Source organism: Acinetobacter entericus (genome assembly GCF_026168575.1).
GTDB lineage: Bacteria > Pseudomonadota > Gammaproteobacteria > Pseudomonadales > Moraxellaceae > Acinetobacter > Acinetobacter bouvetii.
The window spans coordinates 205,736-226,933 of record NZ_JAPEQW010000004.1 but is presented as its reverse complement, the minus strand read 5'-3'; the positions used below and the strand labels follow the sequence as shown (position 1 = coordinate 226,933).

Annotated in this window: 19 protein-coding genes and 1 pseudogene; 5 read left to right on the top strand and 15 right to left on the bottom strand. The window is 44.7% G+C overall.

Features of this window, described 5'->3' with window-relative positions; genetic code table 11:
• Nucleotides 1–57 precede the first annotated feature (57 nt).
• The 8 genes and pseudogenes from OKC24_RS05220 to OKC24_RS05185 form a co-directional block, all read right to left on the bottom strand.
• The gene (locus tag OKC24_RS05220; RefSeq protein WP_026253436.1) at nt 58–384 is read right to left on the bottom strand and encodes an H-NS histone family protein; all 327 of its coding nucleotides are present in this window, start codon (nt 382–384) and stop codon (nt 58–60) included.
• A 141-nt stretch (nt 385–525) separates the two neighbouring features.
• Entirely contained in the window at nt 526–954 is a 429-nt protein-coding gene (locus tag OKC24_RS05215) for an acyl-CoA thioesterase (RefSeq protein ID WP_130144507.1), read from the bottom strand.
• An 11-nt stretch (nt 955–965) separates the two neighbouring features.
• A complete protein-coding gene (locus OKC24_RS05210; RefSeq protein WP_130144505.1) occupies nt 966–2,159 on the bottom strand; it encodes a heme biosynthesis protein HemY in 1,194 nt (397 codons plus the stop codon).
• A gap of 6 nt (nt 2,160–2,165) precedes the next feature.
• On the bottom strand, nt 2,166–3,005 hold the full coding sequence (locus tag OKC24_RS05205) for a hypothetical protein (RefSeq protein ID WP_265464866.1): 840 nt from the start codon (nt 3,003–3,005) through the stop codon (nt 2,166–2,168).
• Nucleotides 3,002–3,772 carry a uroporphyrinogen-III synthase gene (locus OKC24_RS05200; protein WP_131277328.1) on the bottom strand — a complete coding sequence of 257 codons (771 nt, stop codon included), beginning with the start codon at nt 3,770–3,772 and terminating at the stop codon, nt 3,002–3,004. Before OKC24_RS05200 ends, OKC24_RS05205 begins: the two co-directional genes overlap by 4 nt.
• 5 nt (nt 3,773–3,777) lie before the next feature.
• Nucleotides 3,778–4,695 carry a hydroxymethylbilane synthase gene (hemC, locus tag OKC24_RS05195; RefSeq protein WP_131277331.1) on the bottom strand — a complete coding sequence of 306 codons (918 nt, stop codon included), beginning with the start codon at nt 4,693–4,695 and terminating at the stop codon, nt 3,778–3,780.
• Nucleotides 4,696–4,802: 107 nt separating this feature from the next.
• Nucleotides 4,803–5,543, bottom strand: coding sequence for a LytR/AlgR family response regulator transcription factor (locus tag OKC24_RS05190; protein ID WP_005006948.1), 741 nt, complete (start codon nt 5,541–5,543; stop codon nt 4,803–4,805).
• A 54-nt stretch (nt 5,544–5,597) separates the two neighbouring features.
• Nucleotides 5,598–6,752: pseudogene (locus OKC24_RS05185) on the bottom strand (sensor histidine kinase).
• Here OKC24_RS05185 and argH point away from each other — a divergent pair.
• Nucleotides 6,743–8,173, top strand: a complete 1,431-nt coding sequence (gene argH / locus OKC24_RS05180) for an argininosuccinate lyase (protein ID WP_130144495.1) — start codon at nt 6,743–6,745, stop codon at nt 8,171–8,173. The pseudogene OKC24_RS05185 and the gene argH sit on opposite strands and share 10 nt — an antisense overlap.
• Before the next feature lie 12 nt (nt 8,174–8,185).
• The gene (locus OKC24_RS05175) at nt 8,186–8,455 is read left to right on the top strand and encodes an oxidative damage protection protein (protein WP_130144493.1); all 270 of its coding nucleotides are present in this window, start codon (nt 8,186–8,188) and stop codon (nt 8,453–8,455) included.
• Nucleotides 8,456–9,171: 716 nt separating this feature from the next.
• Here the strand turns inward: OKC24_RS05175 and pgsA are convergent.
• The 3 genes from pgsA to uvrC all read right to left on the bottom strand — a co-directional run bounded on the left by pgsA (nt 9,172) and on the right by uvrC (nt 12,619).
• The gene (pgsA, locus tag OKC24_RS05170) at nt 9,172–9,759 is read right to left on the bottom strand and encodes a CDP-diacylglycerol--glycerol-3-phosphate 3-phosphatidyltransferase (RefSeq protein WP_035361610.1); all 588 of its coding nucleotides are present in this window, start codon (nt 9,757–9,759) and stop codon (nt 9,172–9,174) included.
• 107 nt (nt 9,760–9,866) lie between these two features.
• Complete coding sequence (locus OKC24_RS05165) at nt 9,867–10,661, bottom strand: thioesterase family protein (protein ID WP_130144491.1); 795 nt, start codon at nt 10,659–10,661, stop codon at nt 9,867–9,869.
• A 158-nt stretch (nt 10,662–10,819) separates the two neighbouring features.
• Entirely contained in the window at nt 10,820–12,619 is a 1,800-nt protein-coding gene (uvrC, locus tag OKC24_RS05160; RefSeq protein WP_265464865.1) for an excinuclease ABC subunit UvrC, read from the bottom strand.
• A 250-nt stretch (nt 12,620–12,869) separates the two neighbouring features.
• Between uvrC and OKC24_RS05155 the strand changes: the two genes are divergently transcribed.
• The gene (locus OKC24_RS05155; protein ID WP_131277337.1) at nt 12,870–13,922 is read left to right on the top strand and encodes an AAA family ATPase; all 1,053 of its coding nucleotides are present in this window, start codon (nt 12,870–12,872) and stop codon (nt 13,920–13,922) included.
• 186 nt (nt 13,923–14,108) lie between these two features.
• On the opposite strand, the gene OKC24_RS05150 is transcribed toward OKC24_RS05155, so the two are convergent.
• Nucleotides 14,109–14,519, bottom strand: coding sequence for a PH domain-containing protein (locus OKC24_RS05150; protein WP_171458881.1), 411 nt, complete (start codon nt 14,517–14,519; stop codon nt 14,109–14,111).
• Between the two features lie 460 nt (nt 14,520–14,979).
• Here OKC24_RS05150 and fadB point away from each other — a divergent pair, with 460 nt between their 5' ends.
• Together fadB and fadA are read left to right on the top strand one after the other, a co-directional pair.
• Nucleotides 14,980–17,133, top strand: a complete 2,154-nt coding sequence (gene fadB / locus OKC24_RS05145; RefSeq protein WP_131277343.1) for a fatty acid oxidation complex subunit alpha FadB — start codon at nt 14,980–14,982, stop codon at nt 17,131–17,133.
• 12 nt (nt 17,134–17,145) lie between these two features.
• Nucleotides 17,146–18,318: an acetyl-CoA C-acyltransferase FadA gene (gene fadA, locus OKC24_RS05140; protein ID WP_131277346.1), complete on the top strand. Its 1,173-nt coding sequence runs from the start codon at nt 17,146–17,148 to the stop codon at nt 18,316–18,318.
• Nucleotides 18,319–18,384: 66 nt separating this feature from the next.
• Here fadA and OKC24_RS05135 read toward each other — a convergent pair whose 3' ends face one another.
• From OKC24_RS05135 to tehB, 3 genes are all read right to left on the bottom strand, one after another.
• On the bottom strand, nt 18,385–19,221 hold the full coding sequence (locus OKC24_RS05135) for a DUF3037 domain-containing protein (RefSeq protein ID WP_131277349.1): 837 nt from the start codon (nt 19,219–19,221) through the stop codon (nt 18,385–18,387).
• A complete protein-coding gene (locus tag OKC24_RS05130; protein ID WP_131277352.1) occupies nt 19,218–19,781 on the bottom strand; it encodes a HipA family kinase in 564 nt (187 codons plus the stop codon). Before OKC24_RS05130 ends, OKC24_RS05135 begins: the two co-directional genes overlap by 4 nt.
• A 387-nt stretch (nt 19,782–20,168) precedes the next feature.
• The gene (gene tehB / locus OKC24_RS05125) at nt 20,169–21,032 is read right to left on the bottom strand and encodes an SAM-dependent methyltransferase TehB (RefSeq protein ID WP_131277355.1); all 864 of its coding nucleotides are present in this window, start codon (nt 21,030–21,032) and stop codon (nt 20,169–20,171) included.
• Nucleotides 21,033–21,198 lie beyond the last annotated feature (166 nt).

Sequence of the window (21,198 nt, the reverse complement as noted above, 5' to 3'; positions counted from 1 at the left end):
AGTACTGCTTGGTTTTTTTATCCTAGACTGCTTTTATGACAGCCCAATGACGCTGAGTTAAATTAAGAAGCTTTCCAGCTTAGCGCCTTTTTCCAATTCCGCAACCAGCCAGCGCGGCTGTTTACCGCGGCCGGTCCATGTATCATTTGGATTTGCTTTGCTGCGGTAACGCGGCTCTACTGATTTCCGCGTTGTTTTCTTACGCTTTGTCGCGCCTAGTTCTAAAATTTGATCAATGCTTAAACCGACATTTTCAGCAATCGCTAAAATTTGGTTATATGCATCTTCAACCGCTTGATCTTTTTTAGAAGCGATTAACGCTTCAGCTTCAACTTGAAGTTTTTTAAGTTCTTCAACAGATAAATTACTGATGTCTGGCATGATATTAATTCCTCAACAATGAATATGTATTATTTTGCTTTAAACTCGCTCATCATATTTACATTAATATAAACATTCAATATCAATATGGGGATTAAAAACCAGATTTCTATAGTTTTAACGAATTATTTTTCAGAATTTAAATTAAATAACATGCTGCGCGCGTAATTCAATTTGCTTTATTTTTTGACGGACCATTTCAGGCATAGCTATTTTCTGCATATTTACTTTGTCGACACATACAATAACTGCCTCTGCGGCTGCCGCTATTTTCTGCTGCTGCATGCTCCATATTAAATAACTCATTCGAATAGCGCTATTTCGAAGCTCTTCTACACGCACGCCTATTTTTAATTGATCTGGATAAAGTATTGGGCTGAAGTATTTACATTGATTCGAAGCAACAACGGTAAAAACATCCTGCTTAAAAATATCAAGCTCATCAAAATAGCAAATGCGCGCGCTTTCAATATAGCGGTAATACTGCACATTATTGACATGGCCAAATGCATCCATATCGCCCCAGGCCACATTTTGCTCAAAAATCACCGGACATTCAGAAATATTAATCATTTTATTTTTCACTATATTTTAATTTCTACAAAATTTGCATTATTTTCAAAAATTAAATTTAACTGTTTAATCAAATCTTCCTGACCTGACAAATTCGATTTAATTCTTAAATAACTCATTAATACATCATCAGGATACTGGTTCAGCAATAAAGCCGCCTCTGCAGCGCGCCCGGTTGCCATATACACATGCCATTTGGCAAAACTGAAGACAGGCAATGCTGGATATCGGCTTTCCCAAGCATTAATCCGCTGTTCAATTTGTTCGTAATCAGGATTCTGCTTCAGCAATTGCTGCTGGAACCACAAATAGAAAGCATCTTGATTAAACTGCTCTGACAACAAATGCACTGCGAGCTGTTCATGCAATGCGCTCATTTCCGGCATGCGAGAAAGCACTTTCAGCCATAGCAGCTTAATATGGAAGGTGCGGTTATAAATTTGATCATTCAATGCCTCATACCGCTCTTTCAGCAGCTGCAAACTGTCTGGGTCTGCCTGATCAAATGCCGCCAGAAGCTGTTCCAGCCATGCCTGTTTGGTTATTTCATCCAAATGCCCATATTTTGTGGAGCGCAAATACATCCATGGAAACTGCAGCGCAAACTGCCCCCATAGTGCGGTTAAACGCTGCTCATACGCTGTGCTGACATTCTGCAGCCAAGGTGAAAGTTCATGCTGATTGAGAAACTCTAAATGCGTTAAGGCTTTTTCGCCATCCTGCTGCGCCAGGTAAACTTCAATCCGCTGCAGTTCCGCCAATTCAAAAGCCATAGGATTGGCATCCTTTAATGCATTCAGCGCATCATTATATTGCTGGCGCATCCAATATAAGCGCGCATCCATAATCCCTTTCAGCAAACCGGATTCAGCAAATGCCTGCTGAATAAACTGACGCTGGTCCTGTGCCGCATTTAACAGCCAAATGACCGCCAATTGCTCATAGGGATGCAGCTTGCTGAAACTGAAAATATTTTCCCGCTTACGCTGTTCTCTGCTTAAGTAACGCTTAATGCCCAGCCAGGCCATTTGCCCAGTAAAACTTAAAAGCGCTAATATAATAAGAAAAAACCAGATATTGGTTTGAATTTGCCATTCGCGCCAATAGATATAGACATATCCGGGACCATAGCCAAAACTGAGCACACTAAATAACGCAACAGCCAACAAACTGATAAATAAATACGCGAGTAAAATTTGCTTCATATGCAATTATCCAATTAAAGCCCGTGTATTTAAACTTGGTACCGGATTGGCTGAAATTTTCTTCAAATCATTTAAATGCTGAATAAAATTCTGTGTTTTTGCATCCGGCAGCTGCTTTAAAATCTGAATTGCTAAAGCTAATTCCTGCTGAAAGGCAATATATTGCCCTTTCTGCAATTGCTGCTGAGCCAGCAATAAACGCAGCTGTGCTTCTTTTAAAATGATACTGCGGTGCATTAATACTGCATTTGGCTGCTGTACCGATTCAATTTGAATCCAGCGCTGCCAAAATGATTTACCTGCTTGCGGCGCCGGCTTTTGATATTGCGCTTTAATTTCCCCACCAATTTCACGGTCGAGCAAATCCAGCACTGCTTTCATTTTATTTTGCTGTTCATTATTGGCATTAATATATTGCATTACCGTATGCCGATCTTTATCAATCACTTGGTGCAAGCTGCTTTTCAGCGCCGGCGCAAGCGGGTATGCATTTATATTCAAATTCAGCTGATTCAATTTTTCCAAAGCCAGCGAATATTGCTGCTGCTGCAAAGCGAACTCAATTAAATCGAGCTGCTGCGCAATTAAAACCGTTGGCTGCAGCGCCGCGGCGGACTGTTGCGCCAAGGCTGGTTCCTCATGCTCTGCATCGGACGAAAGCGCTGTCTTGCTGAACTGCCGGTTTAAAGCAGCCAGCTGATCATTCAAACTGGCCGTTCGCTGCTCCAGCGCATTTTGCTGCTGCATCAGCGCATCCTGCGCCGCATTGAGCCGATATAAATCAAAACTGATTTTTGCAATCCACAGAACACTTAAGGCCAAGGCCAGAACAAGCAGTTTTTTCATGAATTTCCTTGCACAAGCGCTATTTGCTTCAAAATGGATTCCTTCCGCAAATCATTTAACTGATAAATAGAAAAATTATATGGATGAGCTTGCCTATAATGCTGCAGCAGATTAAATAAGCGCTCGCCCAGCACAAAAAAATGCGCTTGATTCAGCACATCCAGATGCGCAGCAATCAGCCTCAGCCAGTTCAGCCAGCTGGCTTCACTGGTCACGAGCATGCAGTAGCCCTGCAGTTCTAAAAGATGTTCCATAAGAATTCTAGGAGCTTGCTCTGGGCACTGCCGCCGGTACAGCACAAAATTCAGCAGCTGAACGCCTTTCTTGCGCAGTGTATCCATCATGAATTGCCTGCCGCCTTCGCCGCGCCAAAAGGCCACTTTGGCAGTATTGTCCAGCTGATGCAGCACAGGCAAATCCAGCATGCCTTCAGAGGTTTCCACCAGCGGCACATGACTGCTTAGGCCATAAGCCTGTAAAGCTTTTGCAGTTGCTTCACCGACGGCAATCCACTGTATGTGCAAAATATTGACCTGCGTTAGGCCTGCGCGCTTTAAGCCTTCCATGCCGTATTGCACAGCAGAAGGGCTCACCGCCACAATCACCTGGACAGATGCCAGCGCTGCATACAGCGCAGCTAAATCTGCCGACCAGGGCATCGGTGACAGTTCCAGCAGCGGCAAGTCCAGCACATCAATCTGCTGCGCCTGCAGGAACTGCGTTAAATCAGCTGCCCGGTCGGCTGGCCGCGTGTTTAAAAAAAGCATGCAGATTAATACAGCGCCTTCAGAAGCTCACCTGCCCCTTGAGCGACCAAATCTTTCGCCAAAGCCACACCAAGCTGTTCAGCCTCTGCCGCTGCGCCCATAGATTCAGCTTTCAGCAAAGTTGCGCCATCAACGCTGCCCACACGGCCTTCTAAATGAATTTCCCCATTTTGCAAAGTTGCGTAGCCCGCGATCGGTACTTGGCATCCGCCTTCCAAATACGCATTGAAAGCGCGTTCCGCCCGCACACACACATCTGTCTCAGCATGCATAAGCGGGAAAATCAAGTCCAGTACAGCTTGATCTGCATCTCGGCATTCCAGGCCCAAAGCCCCTTGCCCAACTGCAGGCAGACTGAGTTCAGGCGCAATCGTATGGCGGATGCGTTCCGCTAAACCTAAACGTTTTAAGCCGGCGCTTGCCAGAATAATGGCATCGTAATTTCCAGCATCCAATTTAGCTAAGCGTGTACCGACATTGCCTCGCAAATCAATGATCTGCAAATCCGGGCGCTGCTTTAAAATTTGGCATTTACGGCGCAGGCTGGATGTGCCGACTTTCGCCCCTTGAGGCAAATCATCAAAATGGCGGTAAGTATTGGATACAAAAGCATCCAGCGGGTCTTCACGCTCACAGATCACGGCCAAAGCCAAACCTTCAGGCAATGCCATCGGCACATCCTTCATGGAATGCACAGCCAGATCGGCGCGGCCATCCATTAAAGCCGCTTCCAATTCTTTAACAAATAACCCTTTGCCGCCAATTTTGGCCAATGGCGTATCTAAAATTTTATCGCCCTGTGTCACAAAGGTCACCAACTCAACCTTTAAGTCCGCATGCAGCGCTTCCAGACGGGCTTTAATATGCTCTGCCTGCCACAGGGCCAGCGGGCTTTGACGAGTTGCGATTTTCAGGGTTTTCATAAATTTTAAACGGCTGTAAGAATAAACATTATTCTAAACTTATCTTGCCGATATTAAAATGCAAGTAAATTTAAGAAAGATGACAGCATTTATTCTTTTCTGCAGCTTTACAATTTCTGAATCCGCTCGCGCAAATTCGGCAAATGCCTTCGGCTCACTGCAAGGCGCTCCTCAAGCTCGCGGCAGCGCACTTGGTATTGCCCTGAACTGACCACTTCCAGACCATCCAAATAATTGACTGAAACCAGCGCATTGCGGTGAATGCGGATAAACTGGTCGCCAAATTCTGTTTCCAGGTCTTTCAATGTTTCATCAATCAGGACACTGCCGTTTTTATGGCGCACGGTGACATATTTTTGATCTGCTAAAAAATAATACACATTTTCAACAGGCACCAATTCAACACCGCGATAGGTCTTAGCCGCGATTTGATGGCGGCTGATTTTAAGTTCTTCCATAGTTTCTTTTTGTTTTAGACAGCTCACCTGAGCTTGGGTTAATCTTATTAAATGATCCAAAACCTGCTGCAGTTCCTGCTGCATCACCGGTTTAAGCAAATATCCTTCTGCGTTTGATTTGAATGCATCCAATGCGTGGTGGTCATATGCAGTGCAAAAAATGATTGCCGGCATCGGTTCAAGCTGGCGCAAGTACTGAGCGCAGGCCAAACCATCCATTTCCGGCATTTGTATATCCAATAGCACAACATCGGGCTCAAGGCTTCTCGCTAATTCAACCGCCTGCTGTCCATGTGTTGCATGCCCCGTCACTTGGTGCCCCAATTGAGTGACTAAACGCGACAAACGCTCTAATGCAAGAGGCTCATCATCACAAATCAGGATGTCCATTTCTCCTCCTTACTCAGCTACCATCATTTTTTTTATAGATTAACTGCGCTGTTTTTACTTATATCGATATTGCACTACAGTCGTAAACATCCCTTCTCCTGCAAAGCTTTGGAATGCTGCAGATGAACCATAATACGCTTTCAGCCGCTGCTGCACATTTTCTACCGCAATACCATGTCCTTGACGTAAAGCTATTTTATCCTGTGCGTATGGGTTAGTAATGACTATATTGACTTGATTTTGCAATATTTCAATCAATATGCTTATCGTACTCTTAGTTAGAATTTTTTCAACTCCATGAAAAATACTATTTTCCACTAAGGGTTGTAAAGTTAGCAGCGGAATTTGTACACGCGCGTACATTTCCGGATTAACCAATTTCCATTCAACCTTTAAGCGCTCTCCCAGCCGGATTTGCTCAATGGCTAAATAACGCCGGCATAAATCAATTTCATCACTCAGCGGCACCAGCTTCAGTTCCTGAAAACTGGCGCGGAACAGGCGCGATAAATTCAGCAGCATTTCTTCGGCTTTATCTGGATCTATACTGATGAGGCTGATGGCGCTGTTTAAGCTGTTAAATAAAAAATGCGGATGAATGCGGGCCTGCATGGCCTGAATGCGGGCATTCAGTTCACTGTTCTGCTGCCGGCTCCATTGTTCACGCAAATATAAATAGCGGAAGCAAAATGCGCCCAGCAGCATGCCAAAACTGAGATTCATGCCTGCGCGGCTGAACACAGTTTCCCAGCTGAGGCCAGCAAAGCTGAAGCTCTGCCCAAAATACATTAAAATATTCAGAACGAGTGTGGTGCCCAGGACAATCAGCTGTAGCAGCAAAAAGCCCAGCAGCAAGGTCAATTTCAAATTTAAAGGCGATAAGCGCTGATCAAAATATTCAGCAATCGCCGCAAAAGCCAGCAGTACCCAATTAATAAATAAAATATGCTGCATCAAGCTGCTGAAGCTTAAATTTGACCATGACTGCGCCTGCGCTAAAGCCAGCACCAGCGCCAAAATATTGCCGGCAGTAAACAGTTCAAGGACATACTGCCAGCGTCCGATTCTGCTGGAAAAAAAAGAAACGTCCATTTGCCCTCACTGCTCAAAAAAGATTGATGAACTTGCACTTCGGCAATAGGGTTCGAATTTGCTATACTCTTGGGCAGTTCTACTGCTTTTTATCTTATTGAGCCGACATGACCACATCTTCTAATTCCTCAAATCCGTCACCAGCCCAAACTTCGGGCATGTGGGGCGGCCGTTTCTCTGAAGCAACTGACGCTTTTGTTGCTGAATTTACAGCATCTGTTCAATTTGACCAACGCTTTTATAAACAAGATATTGCAGGTTCTATCGCGCATGCAACCATGCTTGCCAAAGTTGGCGTATTAACCGAACAGGAACGCAATGACATCGTTAACGGCTTAAATACGATTAAAGCTGAGATTGAAGCAGGCAATTTCGAATGGCGCATCGACTTAGAAGATGTGCATATGAATATTGAGTCGCGCTTAACGCAGCGGATCGGCATAGCCGGCAAAAAACTGCATACAGGCCGCAGCCGCAATGACCAAGTGGCAACAGACATCCGTTTATATGTGCGTGATGAAATTGATGCCATTTTGCAATTGCTTGAAAAACTGCAAAAAGGCATTTTGGGCTTGGCTGCAAAAAACACCAATACCATTATGCCGGGCTTCACCCATTTGCAAACCGCGCAGCCTGTGACATTTGGCCACCATTTAATGGCGTGGTTTGAAATGCTGGTGCGTGACTCTGAGCGCTTGATTGACTGCCGCAAACGCACCAACCGCATGCCATTGGGTTCGGCAGCGCTTGCAGGAACCACCTACCCGATTGACCGCGCCTATACAGCGGAACTGTTAGGCTTTGAAGCCGTTGCAGAAAATTCGCTGGATGCGGTGTCTGACCGTGATTTTGGCATTGAGTTCAATGCTGCGGCATCGCTCATCATGATGCACATGTCGCGCATGTCTGAAGAAATGATCCTTTGGACATCTGCACAATTTAAATTTGTGAACATTCCAGACCGCTTCTGCACCGGCTCTTCAATCATGCCGCAGAAGAAAAATCCGGATGTGCCTGAGCTGATCCGCGGTAAAACCGGCCGTGTGTATGGCGACTTGATGAGCCTGTTGACCCTGATGAAAGGCCAGCCTCTGGCCTACAACAAAGACAACCAAGAAGATAAAGAGCCTTTGTTTGATGCCATTGATACCGTCCGCGGTTCACTCATGGCATTCGCTGACATGATTCCTGCATTGGTTCCCAACATTGAAATCATGCGTGAAGCGGCGCTGCGCGGTTTCTCTACCGCCACCGACTTGGCGGATTATCTTGTGAAAAATGGCGTTGCGTTCCGTGATGCGCATGAAATTGTGGGTAAAGCGGTCGCGCTAGGCGTGCAAGAATCCAAAGATTTGTCTGAACTGAGCCTTGAGCAGCTTCAGCAATTCTCAGACTTGATTCAAGCCGATGTCTTTGAAAAAGCGCTGACACTTGAAGCGTCAGTCAATGCCCGCAACCACATTGGCGGGACTGCGCCAGCTCAGGTAGAAGCCGCCATCGAACGCGCTTATGCCCGTTTGGAAAAACTTTACGCTTAAAGGATGGGCGCCATGACTCGACAAATATTTTGCCGCAAGTATCAAAAAGAAATGGAAGGATTGGATTTTGCGCCGTTTCCCGGTGCAAAAGGCCAGGAGTTATTTGACTCTGTGTCCAAAGAAGCTTGGCAGGAATGGCTGAAGCACCAGACTACGCTGATCAATGAAAAGCGTTTAAACGTGTTTGAGCCGGATGCGAAAAAGTTTCTTGAAGAACAGCGTGAAAAATTCTTTAACAATGATGAGTCATTGGAAAAAGCTGAAGGCCTGAAGCCTGAGTAAAATTTAAAGCAGTGCTTGAAATTTTACGCAAGACAAGCAAAGCGCGTAGTTTTGATTGTCAAAAGGGAATCTGAAAAGATTCCCTTTTTAGTTTAGGAGCACTGCTCTGCCATGCTGCAAGACAAAAAGCTCCGCTGTGCGCAGGCTTTAATCTGAAAAATCCCCATCCTTGGGGATTTTTTATGGGCTGCCTTATTGTTCTGCAAGGCAAGCGAAGCGCGCAGGTCCAAATGCCATCAAGGAATCTGAAAGGGCTCCTTTTTTATTAAGCAAAATACTGCACCGCCTGAACACAAGATTAGTCATTTTGCACCCAACCCTTTGAAACAGCAGAATGCTTAAGTTTTTTAAAGTCTGGCCATCCCTTTGCACAGCATTCTTAAGCTGAGGGGAGTCATAGAATTTTTATCAAAATAAGGAAATGTAAATCTGCGCTACATTCTCCCAATAAAACGCAGCATTACAATACAAGAACCTACATGATTTTGGCTTTGCGAGTCCCTATAATCAGTTTCAAGAAGATGGAAACATCTTCGGATAATAGTGATAAGTATCCCCCGATTTTCTTCCCAGATTTCCCCCAAAATCTGGGAATTTTTTTATTCTAATGCCTGCAGATTCTGCAATCTTTTACTTGAGTCAATAGCCAGCCAGCATCTTTAAATATTCAAGGCGGCATAAAAAAACCCCATAAAGGGGCTTTCAAAGCTTAAAACTTAAGGCTGCTTCAAATACGGCCACGCTGCTTTTAAATAAATAAACATTGACCATAGCGTTAAAATCACTGCGGTATACAGCAACGCATAAGCCAGCATTTCCAGCGGCGGCCAATTCAGCAGAAAGACGGAGATTGCAATCATTTGGAATGCTGTTTTGTATTTGCCCACTGTTGATACCGCAACACTGGTGCGCGCGCCCAATTCCGCCATCCACTCGCGCAGCGCAGACACGGTAATCTCACGTGAAATAATCACAATGGCGGCAAAAGCCATAGAAATCGTGGGCTGCCATTGTACCAGTACAATCAGCGCCGCCGCTACCATCAGCTTATCTGCAACAGGATCCAGAAAGCGGCCAAAGGCTGAAGTCTGGTTTAAGGTGCGCGCCAAATAGCCATCGAACCAATCCGTAACCGCAGCCACTACAAAAATCCCCGTCAGCAGCATATGCCGGCTCATGCCGGCATCATGGCCTTCAACTCCCATGGCTGGCGGCCAATAGGCCACAAGCAAAAAAACAGGAATTAAAGCAATACGCGCTAAAGTTAAAATGTTTGGAATATTCAGGATTCGACCTGCAGTCATAGACACCGCCAATGTTTCCCCTTCATGCACGATGCAAATGCACAATATATTGAGGATTTACCCTTCGTTAATTCTGTTCACTTTATACGAAATGACCTAAAGTGTCACTAGGCAAACACGGTAACTGTTTGCCGTGAAATTGCGATCAGCCGGCCTTCTGCATCCCATAAATGCGCATATTCCGTCGAATAGCCGTCTCCAGCATAGTCGGTAAATACTTTATATTTAAACCAATCCTGTACCTGATGCTGCAGCGGGTGCACATAGGTCAGATGCCACGTCAGCGAACTGGCTGGCGCCATGCGCGTATACATCGGCAGCACACCGGGCGGCCACATATCGAAGGCCACCATTAATTCCGCCACCGTCATTTCCCGGTTTTCATGCCACACAGGATCAAAACGGAACCAGCCGCCAAAATCAGGCTGCTGGGCTGCCGTACAAGGATACTGCCCTTCCGCCCACGCCATTTGCATCTGCTTAAAGCATTCCGGCGCCAAAGGATGATGCTGCGCGATCTGCAAGTCTTCAACAGCAGGATAATCTGGCGCTGCCCGCTCATGGCTCACCTGAATAGATGATTCGCGCTGCGCGCCAAAGCTGGCCAGTAAAATGCTTTGCACCGCGCCACCCTGCCAAAGCCGGACTTCCACGGTGGTCACAGATTTTCCTTCACGCAGGATTTCCGCAGTCAGCTTCACTGAACTTAATTGCACAGGCCCGACAAAGGTCACACTGGCACTGAGCAAGCGCTTATGCTCATCGGCCACCGCCAGCACGGCTTTCTGCATCAGCATGCCCGCCACCAAGCCGCCATAAATCGTGCGACCCTGCAGCCAGCCTTGCGGGATATCGACTGTATCTGACTGCCGAATCTGTTCATATAATGCGGTTAATGACATGCTGCTTTCCTGCTGAACGCCAACGTGATGGCCGATATGCTATCTTTATTGGAATGGCTGCTGATGTAAATGTTCAATGACCCATGGGTCATTGAGCATTTTAGCCAAGCGCTTCCATTTTCAGCACAGCGCTTTAAGTTCGCCTGCGCTCAGGCAATTTATTCATGCAAAATTTTATAAATGGTGCGCGCCATCACCTCACCCAAACCTGGCACCAGTTTCAATTCATTTTCTGAGGCTTTCAGCACGCCTTGAATGCCGCCGAAGTGGGTCAATAAGTCACGGCGGCGTTTCGGCCCCAAACCCGGAATAACTTCAAGCACTGAAGAACCGCGCTTTTTATCCCGCTTAGCGCGGTGTTTGGTAATGGCAAACCGGTGCGCCTCATCACGTACCTGCTGAATTAAATGCAACGCTTTGTGGTCTTCAGGCAGCTGAATTTTCGTGCCATCGGTAAAATGCAGCGTTTCAAGGCCTGGCTTGCGCCCTTCCCCTTTGGACACCCCGATCATAAACGCATCCAGTTCCAGTTCCCGCATTACCTCCATCGCCATATGCAGCTGGCCTTTGCCGCCGTCGATCAGCAGCAGGTCAGGCAGCATGGCTTTTTTATAGCGGCGGGTCAGCGCCTGGCGCATCGCCGCATAGTCATCGCCTTCGGTAATGTCATTGATGGAAAACTGGCGGTAATCGCGCTTGCGTGCGCCGCCTGCATCAAACACGACGCAGGAAGCAACCGTGGCTTCCCCCATGGTATGGGAAATATCAAAACATTCAATGCTGTCAATGGGCCTGCCCGCCACCTGTTCCAGCTGATGAAAGCGTTCATTCAATTCAAAATGATTGGCCAGCTTGCCTTTAATCGCATGCTGCACATTCATCTGCGCCAGCTCTAGCCATTCAGCGCGGGTTTCACGCACACTGTGCTTAATTTGAATCTTTTTCTCAAAGTGCTGCTGCAGCGCCTGCTCCAGCTCTTTGCGGTTGACCGGCTCAACATTCACAATCAATTCAGCTGGAATCTCATCCGCCACCTGAAAATAAAAGTTGGCGATGAAATCTGACAACATTTGCGCCAGATCATCACCCAGCATATCAGGGAAATAGCTTTTACCGCCCAGCATCTTGCCATTGCGCACATGCATAATCTGTACGCAGGTCACCCCCGCATGGTAGGCAATGGCAATAATATCCGCTTCACCTTTGACCTTGTAAATCGCCTGCTGCGCCTGCACATCCCGCAGCAGCGCCATGCGATCACGGTAAAACACCGCTTTCTCAAACTCCAAAGCCTCGGCCGCCTGCTCCATTTTTGCAATCAGTTCTTGATTCAGCTCTTTGGTATCCCCTTGCAAAAAACGGATCGAGTTATCGACATCATTTTTATACTCTTCAGGGCTAATCAGTCCCACACACGGCGCTGAGCAGCGCTTGATTTGATACTGCAGGCACGGGCGCTTGCGCTGTGAAAAATAGCTGTTTTCACACTGGCGCACATTGAACAGCTTTTGCAGCACCAGCAGCGTATCGCGGGCATTGTAAGCGCTCGGATACGGTCCAAAAAACTTGCCGGCCTGATGCTTGCCCTTGCCGCGGCCTGACGCAATGCGCGGATAAGGCTGATCTGCGGAAATGAAAATATAGACGTAAGACTTGTCGTCCCGCAGCATGATGTTGTAGGGCGGCCGGTGCAACTTAATCAGATTCTGCTCCAGCAGCAACGCTTCGGTTTCAGAACGGACGACTAAGGTTTCGATGTCATAAATGCGCGCCACCAACGCCTGCGTCTTCGGATGCTCAATGGTTTTGACAAAATAGCTGGAGACGCGGTTTTTTAATTTTTTTGCTTTGCCCACATACAGCAGCTCGCCGTCCTTGCCCAGCATGCGGTACACGCCCGGCAAAGTCGTCATATGGGCTAGAATTTTTTCAATATGTTCACGCGCGTTTTCGTTCACTGGCGGCCTGTCTTCTGCTGATTCACTGCATTGCTGCGTCTATGCTACATGATGTGATGGTTTAAGGCGGATTTTCAAGCATTCCCTCCTGAATTTTACGGCGCTGGCAATAACATGATTGCTAAAAGCTATTATTGAAAAAACTGAAGTTTGCTATGCTCAAAGCGTGCGGAATGTATTGTTGATGCGCCTGTTTTTTGATGGCTCTTTTCCCAGCCAATCCAGTTTTAAACCCAAGGAATCAAACGGAATGAACACAGCCAATCCAGCCCTCCATGCCTTGAAGCCCAGCACTTCAACACACAGCGCATCGGAAAAAGACCGCTTGATTGGCAAGCCGCGCTTTCATTTTGAACCGCAGGCGGTAATACAAAGCTTAAGGCAGCGGATTATTGGACAGGATGCGGCGCTGAATGAAATTGAAAAAATGCTGCAGGTGGTTAAAGCGGATTTTTCCAGCCCCGAACGCCCGCTGTCGGTGACCTTAATGCTGGGCCCAACCGGGGTCGGCAAAACCGAAACTGTGCGTTTAATTGCTGAAGCTATTTATGGCCGTTCAGACGCCTTTTGCCGCATTGATATGAACACCTTGGCGCAGGAACACTATGCCGCAGCCATTACCGGCGCGCCTCCAGGCTACGTCGGCTCGAAAGAAGGCCACAGCCTGTTTGATGAAGCCGCCATAGCAGGCTCACATACCCGTCCGGGCATTGTGCTGTTTGATGAACTGGAAAAAGCCTCGATTGAAGTGCTGCGCGGCCTGATGAATGTGCTGGACACCGGCACGCTGACCCTGACGGCGGGCACCAAAACCATTGATTTCCGCAACTGCATGATTTTCATGACCAGCAATATCGGCGCGCAGGCAGCGCAGCTGTATTTAGATAAATTGAATTTCCTGCCTAAAAAAATGCAGGATCTGTGTTTAAAGCGCGTACCGACCCAGCGCATTATTGAAAAAGCCATGCAGCGTAAATTCGATCCTGAATTTCTCAACCGCATTGACCGCGCCCTGCACTATCGGCCGGTGCAAAATGATGCCTTGCCAAGGCTGGTCGAAATTGAACTGGAAAAACTCAATCAGCGCCTGCAGCATCAAAAACGCAGCCTTTCCTTAACAGAAAGCGCCAAAGCGCATTTTTGCCAAGGGCATGACATCCGCTACGGCGCCCGGCATTTGGCGCGCAGAATGCGCACCGAGCTTGAACCGATTTTGGCCGTATATTTTCTAAACTACCCCGAGCAGGCCACACTGCATATAGACTGTTCAAACCGTCAGCTGACGGTAAAATCCTCAGCCTGAACAAACAGCAGATTTATTGGCCCAATCCGCAGCAACAGGCCTGATCCATATGTTATGAAGCCTGTGATCAGCAAATCGGTCAGATATTCCTGTCAAGGATAAAACAAGCAGAATGGTTAAATACAGCGAATCAAGAATGCTGCTTTCATGTATGGATCAGGCACTCCAATTGCTGAAATAGATGCGCTAAATCTTTGACATCAATAGGCTGGTGAAACCCTGCTTGTCTTTTGGGGAAACCAGTACAGATTTAATTTTTCCATCTTTCAGATAATCAACTTTCAGACGGTCAAGGGACAGCGCAGGTGATGAAACAGAGTTGGACGTCGGAGAAACCCCCTGAATATCAGCCATAGGAATATTCCTGTTCAGCCACATGCAGCGAATATTCAATTGCCCATTAGCCACTGTATACCGCGTCGTCCAGACCGGCCACCAGATCATTGCAATAGTCAGCACATAAACCGCGGTATGCTCCGGATACTCTTCCATTGTACCCTTCGCATACATGGTCAGCAGCAGCTGTATCAACATACCCGTCAAACAGATTACGAACCCCATTACCCACCAGTCAATTTTACTTCGAAATCTTTGCATAGCCGGAAACCATAATTTTTCAACCCTTATTTTTGCAGTGTAAATTAATCCCATATTTTTTTCATGGATTAATGCTCAACAATGCAAAACTAATCCTCATAAAAAATGCGCCGCAGGGTACTTTGAGCCGCAATTGACTTTTCTGACTGCAAATAAATATCCGTCTACAAAAAAAAACAGTCCATTGATGGCATAAATAATGCCGTTACAAATTTTAAAATATCTTCTGAAACAATCAGTTTCCATACACTATCTGTTGCAGATGCAGGCATGGTGCAGTTCAACAGCCGTTGATGAGAAAAAAAATTGATGACCCTTGCGTCACGGCTTGATACAACTTGTTATGTTCTTTTTAGATATAGTTATCGTAAGATTAGCGAGGCAAAAAGTGCGCAGGAATCGCGTACTCACCGCTTCAAAACATCAACTTAGAAGTCCTCCAAAATAAAGGAGATCAGGCATGATCCACGCTGGCAATGCCATTACCGTCCAAATGCTTTCGGACGGAATTGCAGAATTCCGCTTTGACTTACAAGGTGAGTCGGTCAACAAATTTAACCGTGCAACAATTGAAGACTTTAAAGCTGCAATTGACGCTGTTAAAGCAAACGGTGACATCAAAGGCTTAATCGTTACTTCGGCTAAATCTACATTTATCGTTGGCGCAGATATTACTGAATTTGGCGCAAACTTCGCTCAAGGCGAACAAGCGATTGTGGATTGGGCATTGCCTGTTCACGACATCTTCAACGCATTTGAAGATTTAGAAATTCCTAAAGTTGCAGCGATCAATGGCATGGCATTGGGCGGCGGCTTTGAAATGTGCCTCGTGTGTGACTATCGCGTGATGTCAGAAGCGGCTCAAGTCGGTCTTCCTGAAATCAAACTGGGCATCTTCCCTGGTTTCGGCGGTACGGTTCGTTTAAGCCGTCTGATCGGTATCGACAATGCAGTTGAATGGATGGCGATGGCTAATCCTAAAAAACCAGCTGCTGCGCTGAAAGACGGTGCGGTTGATGCGGTTGTTGCTGCGGACAAACTGCAAGACGCTGCAATTGACTTGGTTAAACAAGCCCTTGCAGGCCGTGTAGACTGGAAAGCAAAACGCCAAGAAAAACTTGACCCAGTTAAATTGAACCCAATCGAACAAATGATGGCGTTCAACTCGGCGAAAGGTGCAGTTCTTGCAAAAGCAAATCCTGCTCAATACCCTGCGCCTAAACTTCTTCTTGACTCATTACAAGCAGGTGCAAGCCTTCCACGTAATGAAGCACTTCAAGCTGAAGCGGCTGGTTTTGCAAAAGCAGCCATTACACCACAAGCAGGCGCACTGATCGGTTTGTTCATTAACGATCAAATCGTGAAAAAAACCTCTAAGCGCTACGAAAAAGGCGCGCACCCTGTAAACCAAGCTGCTGTGCTTGGCGCAGGCATCATGGGTGGCGGTATTGCTTACCAAGCAGCCAGCAAAGGCACGCCAATCATCATGAAAGACATTGGTAACCCGCAACTTGCTTTAGGTATGAAAGAAGCAAATGGTTTACTGACTAAACAAGTTGAACGCAAGAAAATGAAACCTGCGCAAATGGGTGAAACTCTTGCGCGCATTCGTCCTTCATTAAGCTATGACGAGTTTAAAGAAGTGGACATCGTGATTGAAGCTGTAACTGAAAATCCAAAAGTGAAAGGCATTGTATTGTCTGAAACTGAGAAAAAAGTTCGCGACAACACAATCATTGCATCAAATACATCTACGATTTCAATCACGCGTTTGGCTGAAAATCTAGAGCGTCCTGAAAACTTCGTGGGCATGCACTTCTTTAACCCAGTTCACATGATGCCATTGGTAGAAGTGATCCGCGGTGAGAAGACTTCTGCAGAAGCGATTGCGACCACTGTGGTTCTTGCTCAGAAAATGGGTAAAACACCAATCGTAGTAAACGACTGCCCGGGCTTCCTTGTAAACCGTGTGTTGTTCCCTTACTTCGGCGCGTTCGACCTTCTTCTTAAAGATGGTGCTGACTTCCAGCAAATCGACAAAGTAATGGAAAAATTCGGCTGGCCTATGGGCCCTGCTTACTTGATGGACGTTGTTGGTATTGATACTGGCGTTCACGGTGCAGAAGTCATGGCTGAAGGTTTCCCTGACCGCATGAAGCCTGACTTCAAAGGTTCAATTCAAACCATGTACGAAGCAAAACGTTTGGGGCAAAAGAACGACGTTGGTTTCTACAAGTACGAACTTGACCGTAAAGGCAAAAAAGCCAAAGTGGTTGATCCAACGGCTTACGAGCTTGTTGCATCTGTTGCAACTGCAGAAAAACGCGAGTTTGATGCTCAAGAAATCATTGACCGCATGATGCTTGCATTCTGCAACGAAACTGTCCGCTGCCTAGAAGACAACATCGTAGCAACTGCTTCTGAAGCTGACATGGCGATGATTATGGGTGTAGGCTTCCCTCCATTCCGTGGCGGCCCTGCACGTTACATCGACCAAACAGGTGTTGCTGAATACGTTGCGCTTTGCGACAAATACGCACACTTAGGTAAGGCTTATGAAGCGCCGCAAATGTTGCGTGACATGGCTGCTAACAACAAAAAATTCTACGGTTAAGGAGCAACGTGAATGGCTACTTTAAATCCACGTGACGTTGTCATCGTTGATGGCGTACGTTCAGCAATGGGTAAAACCAAAAACGGTATGTTCCGCAATGTACGTGCTGACAGCTTATCGGCTGAATTGGTTCGTGCTTTAGTTGCCCGCAACCAGTTTGACACCAATGAAGTTGAAGACCTGATCTGGGGCTGTGTAAACCAGACTCTAGAGCAAGGTATGAACATTGGCCGTAACATTGCGTTATTGGCTGATTTACCAAAAACTGTTGCAGGTCAAACGGTTAACCGTCTTTGTGGTTCATCTATGCAGTCTATTCATACTGCTGCGGCTCAAATTGCGACCAACCAAGGTGATGTGTTCATCATCGGTGGTGTAGAGCATATGGGTCACGTGGGTATGATGCACGGCATCGACCTGAATCCTGAAGCATCTAAGCATTATGCGAAAGCATCGAACATGATGGGCTTAACTGCTGAAATGTTAGGTCGCATGAATGGCATTTCGCGTGAAGAACAAGATGCGTTTGGTGTTGAATCACACCGCCGTGCTTGGGCTGCAACTCAAGAAGGCCGTTTCAAAAACGAAATCGTAGGTGTTGAAGGTCATGATGCCAATGGCTTCAAAATCCTATGTGACATCGACGAAGTAATTCGTCCAGACGCTAACCTTGAGTCATTCAAATCATTACGTCCTGTATTTGATCCGAAAGGCGGTACAGTCACTGCGGCAACATCTTCAGCTTTGTCTGATGGTGCTTCTGCAATGTTGCTGATGTCTGCTGAACGTGCTCAAGCATTAGGTCTTAAGCCACGTGCTGTAATTCGCTCTATGGCGGTTGCAGGTTGTGATGCTGCAATCATGGGTTACGGTCCAGTTCCAGCAACACAAAAAGCACTTAAACGCGCTGGTTTAAGCATTAGCGACATTCAAACATTTGAATTGAATGAAGCTTTTGCTGCACAAGGCTTGTCTGTCATGAAAGGCTTAGGCATTTATGAAAAACAAGACTTGATCAACTTAAACGGTGGCGCAATTGCTCTGGGTCACCCATTGGGTTGTTCTGGTGCACGTATCACCACGACATTACTTAACGTAATGGAACAACAAGATACGCAAATTGGTCTTGCGACTATGTGTATCGGTTTAGGTCAAGGTATCGCGACTATTATCGAACGTGTTTAATCCTTAATTAAACACTGAGATAAAAAGAACCCCGCTTATTGCGGGGTTTTCTTTACATAAAAATTATTAATAAATATGTAACTTATTTGATAATGAATCAGCCAATTTAACAGATTCATTTTCCATATAAATATGTACAGGAATTTCAGACTTCTTCAAAATACTAATTGCATTATCAAAAGCATGCTGAAGCTTCTTATCAGATGGTGAACTAACCATATAATAAATCTCAAATAACTCATTACTTTTAGAAATACTAGTTACTTTACCTAACCAACTTCTAGCTTTATCCTTAATACCCTCAGATGTAGTTAAATCAAAAGATAATGCCTCCAAACAATGTAAAGAACCATTTTTTAGAGTATGTTTGAAATTTAATTCATCATCATTTGTACTTATTGTATATGGTTTAACTAGAGATAAAATTTTTCTATTTTGGAGATCTTTTTTAAATACTCTCCATACATCATCATCTGATTTATGATCATAAATATTTTTTTCTTCATATTTCATAATGTATTTGTCAAATAAATCATCAAATGTTTTTTCTATATTAATTGATACACCTGAGCCAACAACTTCCCATTGAATACTACTATCATCATGCGGAATAATGTCTAACATCAATTTTTCTAATTTTTCAGAATGTATTAAACTCAAATTTTTTGAATTATTTTTTTCAAATATATTTTCTATATGCTTTAATTGTTTTTTTAACTGAATACTATTAACATCTGGAAATGTTTTTTTAATGCGACGACTAGTAGTTTTACATTTTAAATTTGAGTAATTAATTGATGGCGCAACAACACTTAATCCAACATTAATAAACTCACCAGTTAGGATATCATGTACATATTTAATTAATGCAAATTCATATTTAATAATAGGTTTAGTGTTCATTTTAAAACTTCCCTAATAAGAAAAAGCGCTTGATCAATATTATTCCTAAGAGATTTTATGAAGGTTAATACTTCATCAACCTTATTCTCACAATTAACTAACCATTCAGGAGGAATAGAATTTTTATATTCTGCTAGACGCTCATCAGTTAAACCCTTCCAGAATATAATAAAATCAGAAACTTCTAAACTCTCAGTTTTTCCTTTAAGACTAGAGAAAAAAATATGCTTTTTGACCTCGGGTGATTCCATATAACCACCTTCCCATGGCTCTAAATCCCAAGAGAAAACTTTAGGTCTTAAACTTAAATCATGATCAAAAATCGCAAATGTTGACCCATTGGTCAAACAATTTGGATTACCAATTTTTCGATCAGGATTCTTAATCAACATATCAAAGATAAAAATTTCTAATGCAGATTGCAATTGCTCTTGAGTAAGCGTTAATAAAGGATTCGTTAACGTTGTAAAAGATGGAGGCAACCGCTTTACACCAAAAGCAAATGGTTTACTTTTAGTGATCATATACTTTAAGGGAGGGTCAATATTAATTGCACCCACAAAATCATCCGTTATCTGGACTAACTTATAGACTCTGGAATTGGTAAATTTAAATCACATGCCAAAAAATTAGCAAATGCTTCAATAATCAAAGTAAAAAGACTTTTCTTCACAGCCTTCTGCAAACTTAGTTACAACTTCAACATTTTCAAAATTAGATAGACTATAACCATCTAAGAGACATGGTTTGGTCTTCCCATTGGCCATAGGTTTATGAAACGTCATAGCAACTACTGAATCAAACATTATTATACACTAATATTATAAACACCCCATTAGTGATCATTTTAGTGTATTTCTATCTTTAAATGTATGTTATCTATCCAATTTTTTGAAATATTTTAGCTTCATAAATTAAATATATAGGCACTACCATTACCCTTGACTCTATATCCTCTGCGCCAACAACGTCGCAAAATGCTGTTTAATCCGATTGCCCTCTGCATCAGCCCGATGCAACTCACCAATATTTTCATTGTATTTCACAATGTTCCAACCCTCGTACAAAGCACTTAACTCTCCAGTTTTAAAAGCAAAAGGAAAGTCTGGCTGCGCAGGAATATCATCGGTATCCATCGCACAGACGATCAAGTTAAATCCATTTACATTTGTGGCTTGTTGCATCTGTGCAATCAGCGGTTTCACCGTTTTAGCTTGCAAAAACATCATCACCACCGTACAGCAAATAAAGTCATATGTGCCTGTAATGCTTAGGTCAGCATTTAAATCACGCTGTTGTATATGAATCTTTTGAATACCTTCGGCATCTATAATCTGCTGTAGTTTTTGCAAACTTTGCGAATTCACATCCCAAGCATCCACTTCAAAGCCCTGCTGACTTAAGTACAGCGAATTTCGCCCTTGTCCACAGCCAACATCCAAAGCCTGACCGCCGTGTAAATACGGCGTAGCAGCAAAAAATTCTGAATGTGTGGGTGAAAGCTGATATTTCTTATAAAAATAATCCTGCGGGGTACAGTAAAATTGCAGCTGACACTCTATGTCATCACTGGTCGAAACAATTTTGTGCCATGCTTGAGGCTGAATAAACGGCGGCTGTTGCTCCGCACTAAAGATATGCTCAGACTGCACCACACCTGCCTCATCTAAAAAAGCAAACGTCAATTCACCTTGATAAATCTTTAACTTTGCCCAAGTGCCCGCTTTGGTATTGTGTTTATTTTTAAACCCTTGTGGAATGGTCTGGGCTGTCCACACTGGAAGTTCTTTATAACAAATTAAGTCTTGCATCAGCCGATTTCCCACCTTGTTATGACGTATTCTCTAGTCCATAGTTTTTATCGAAGCTTGTATGATCATATCCAGTTCCTACTCAAATGAACATTCATTCGAGATCTGGAAATAGCAAATAGATAAGAAAAAGAATCTGTCGCCCCACTGCATTGAGCGGCTCATA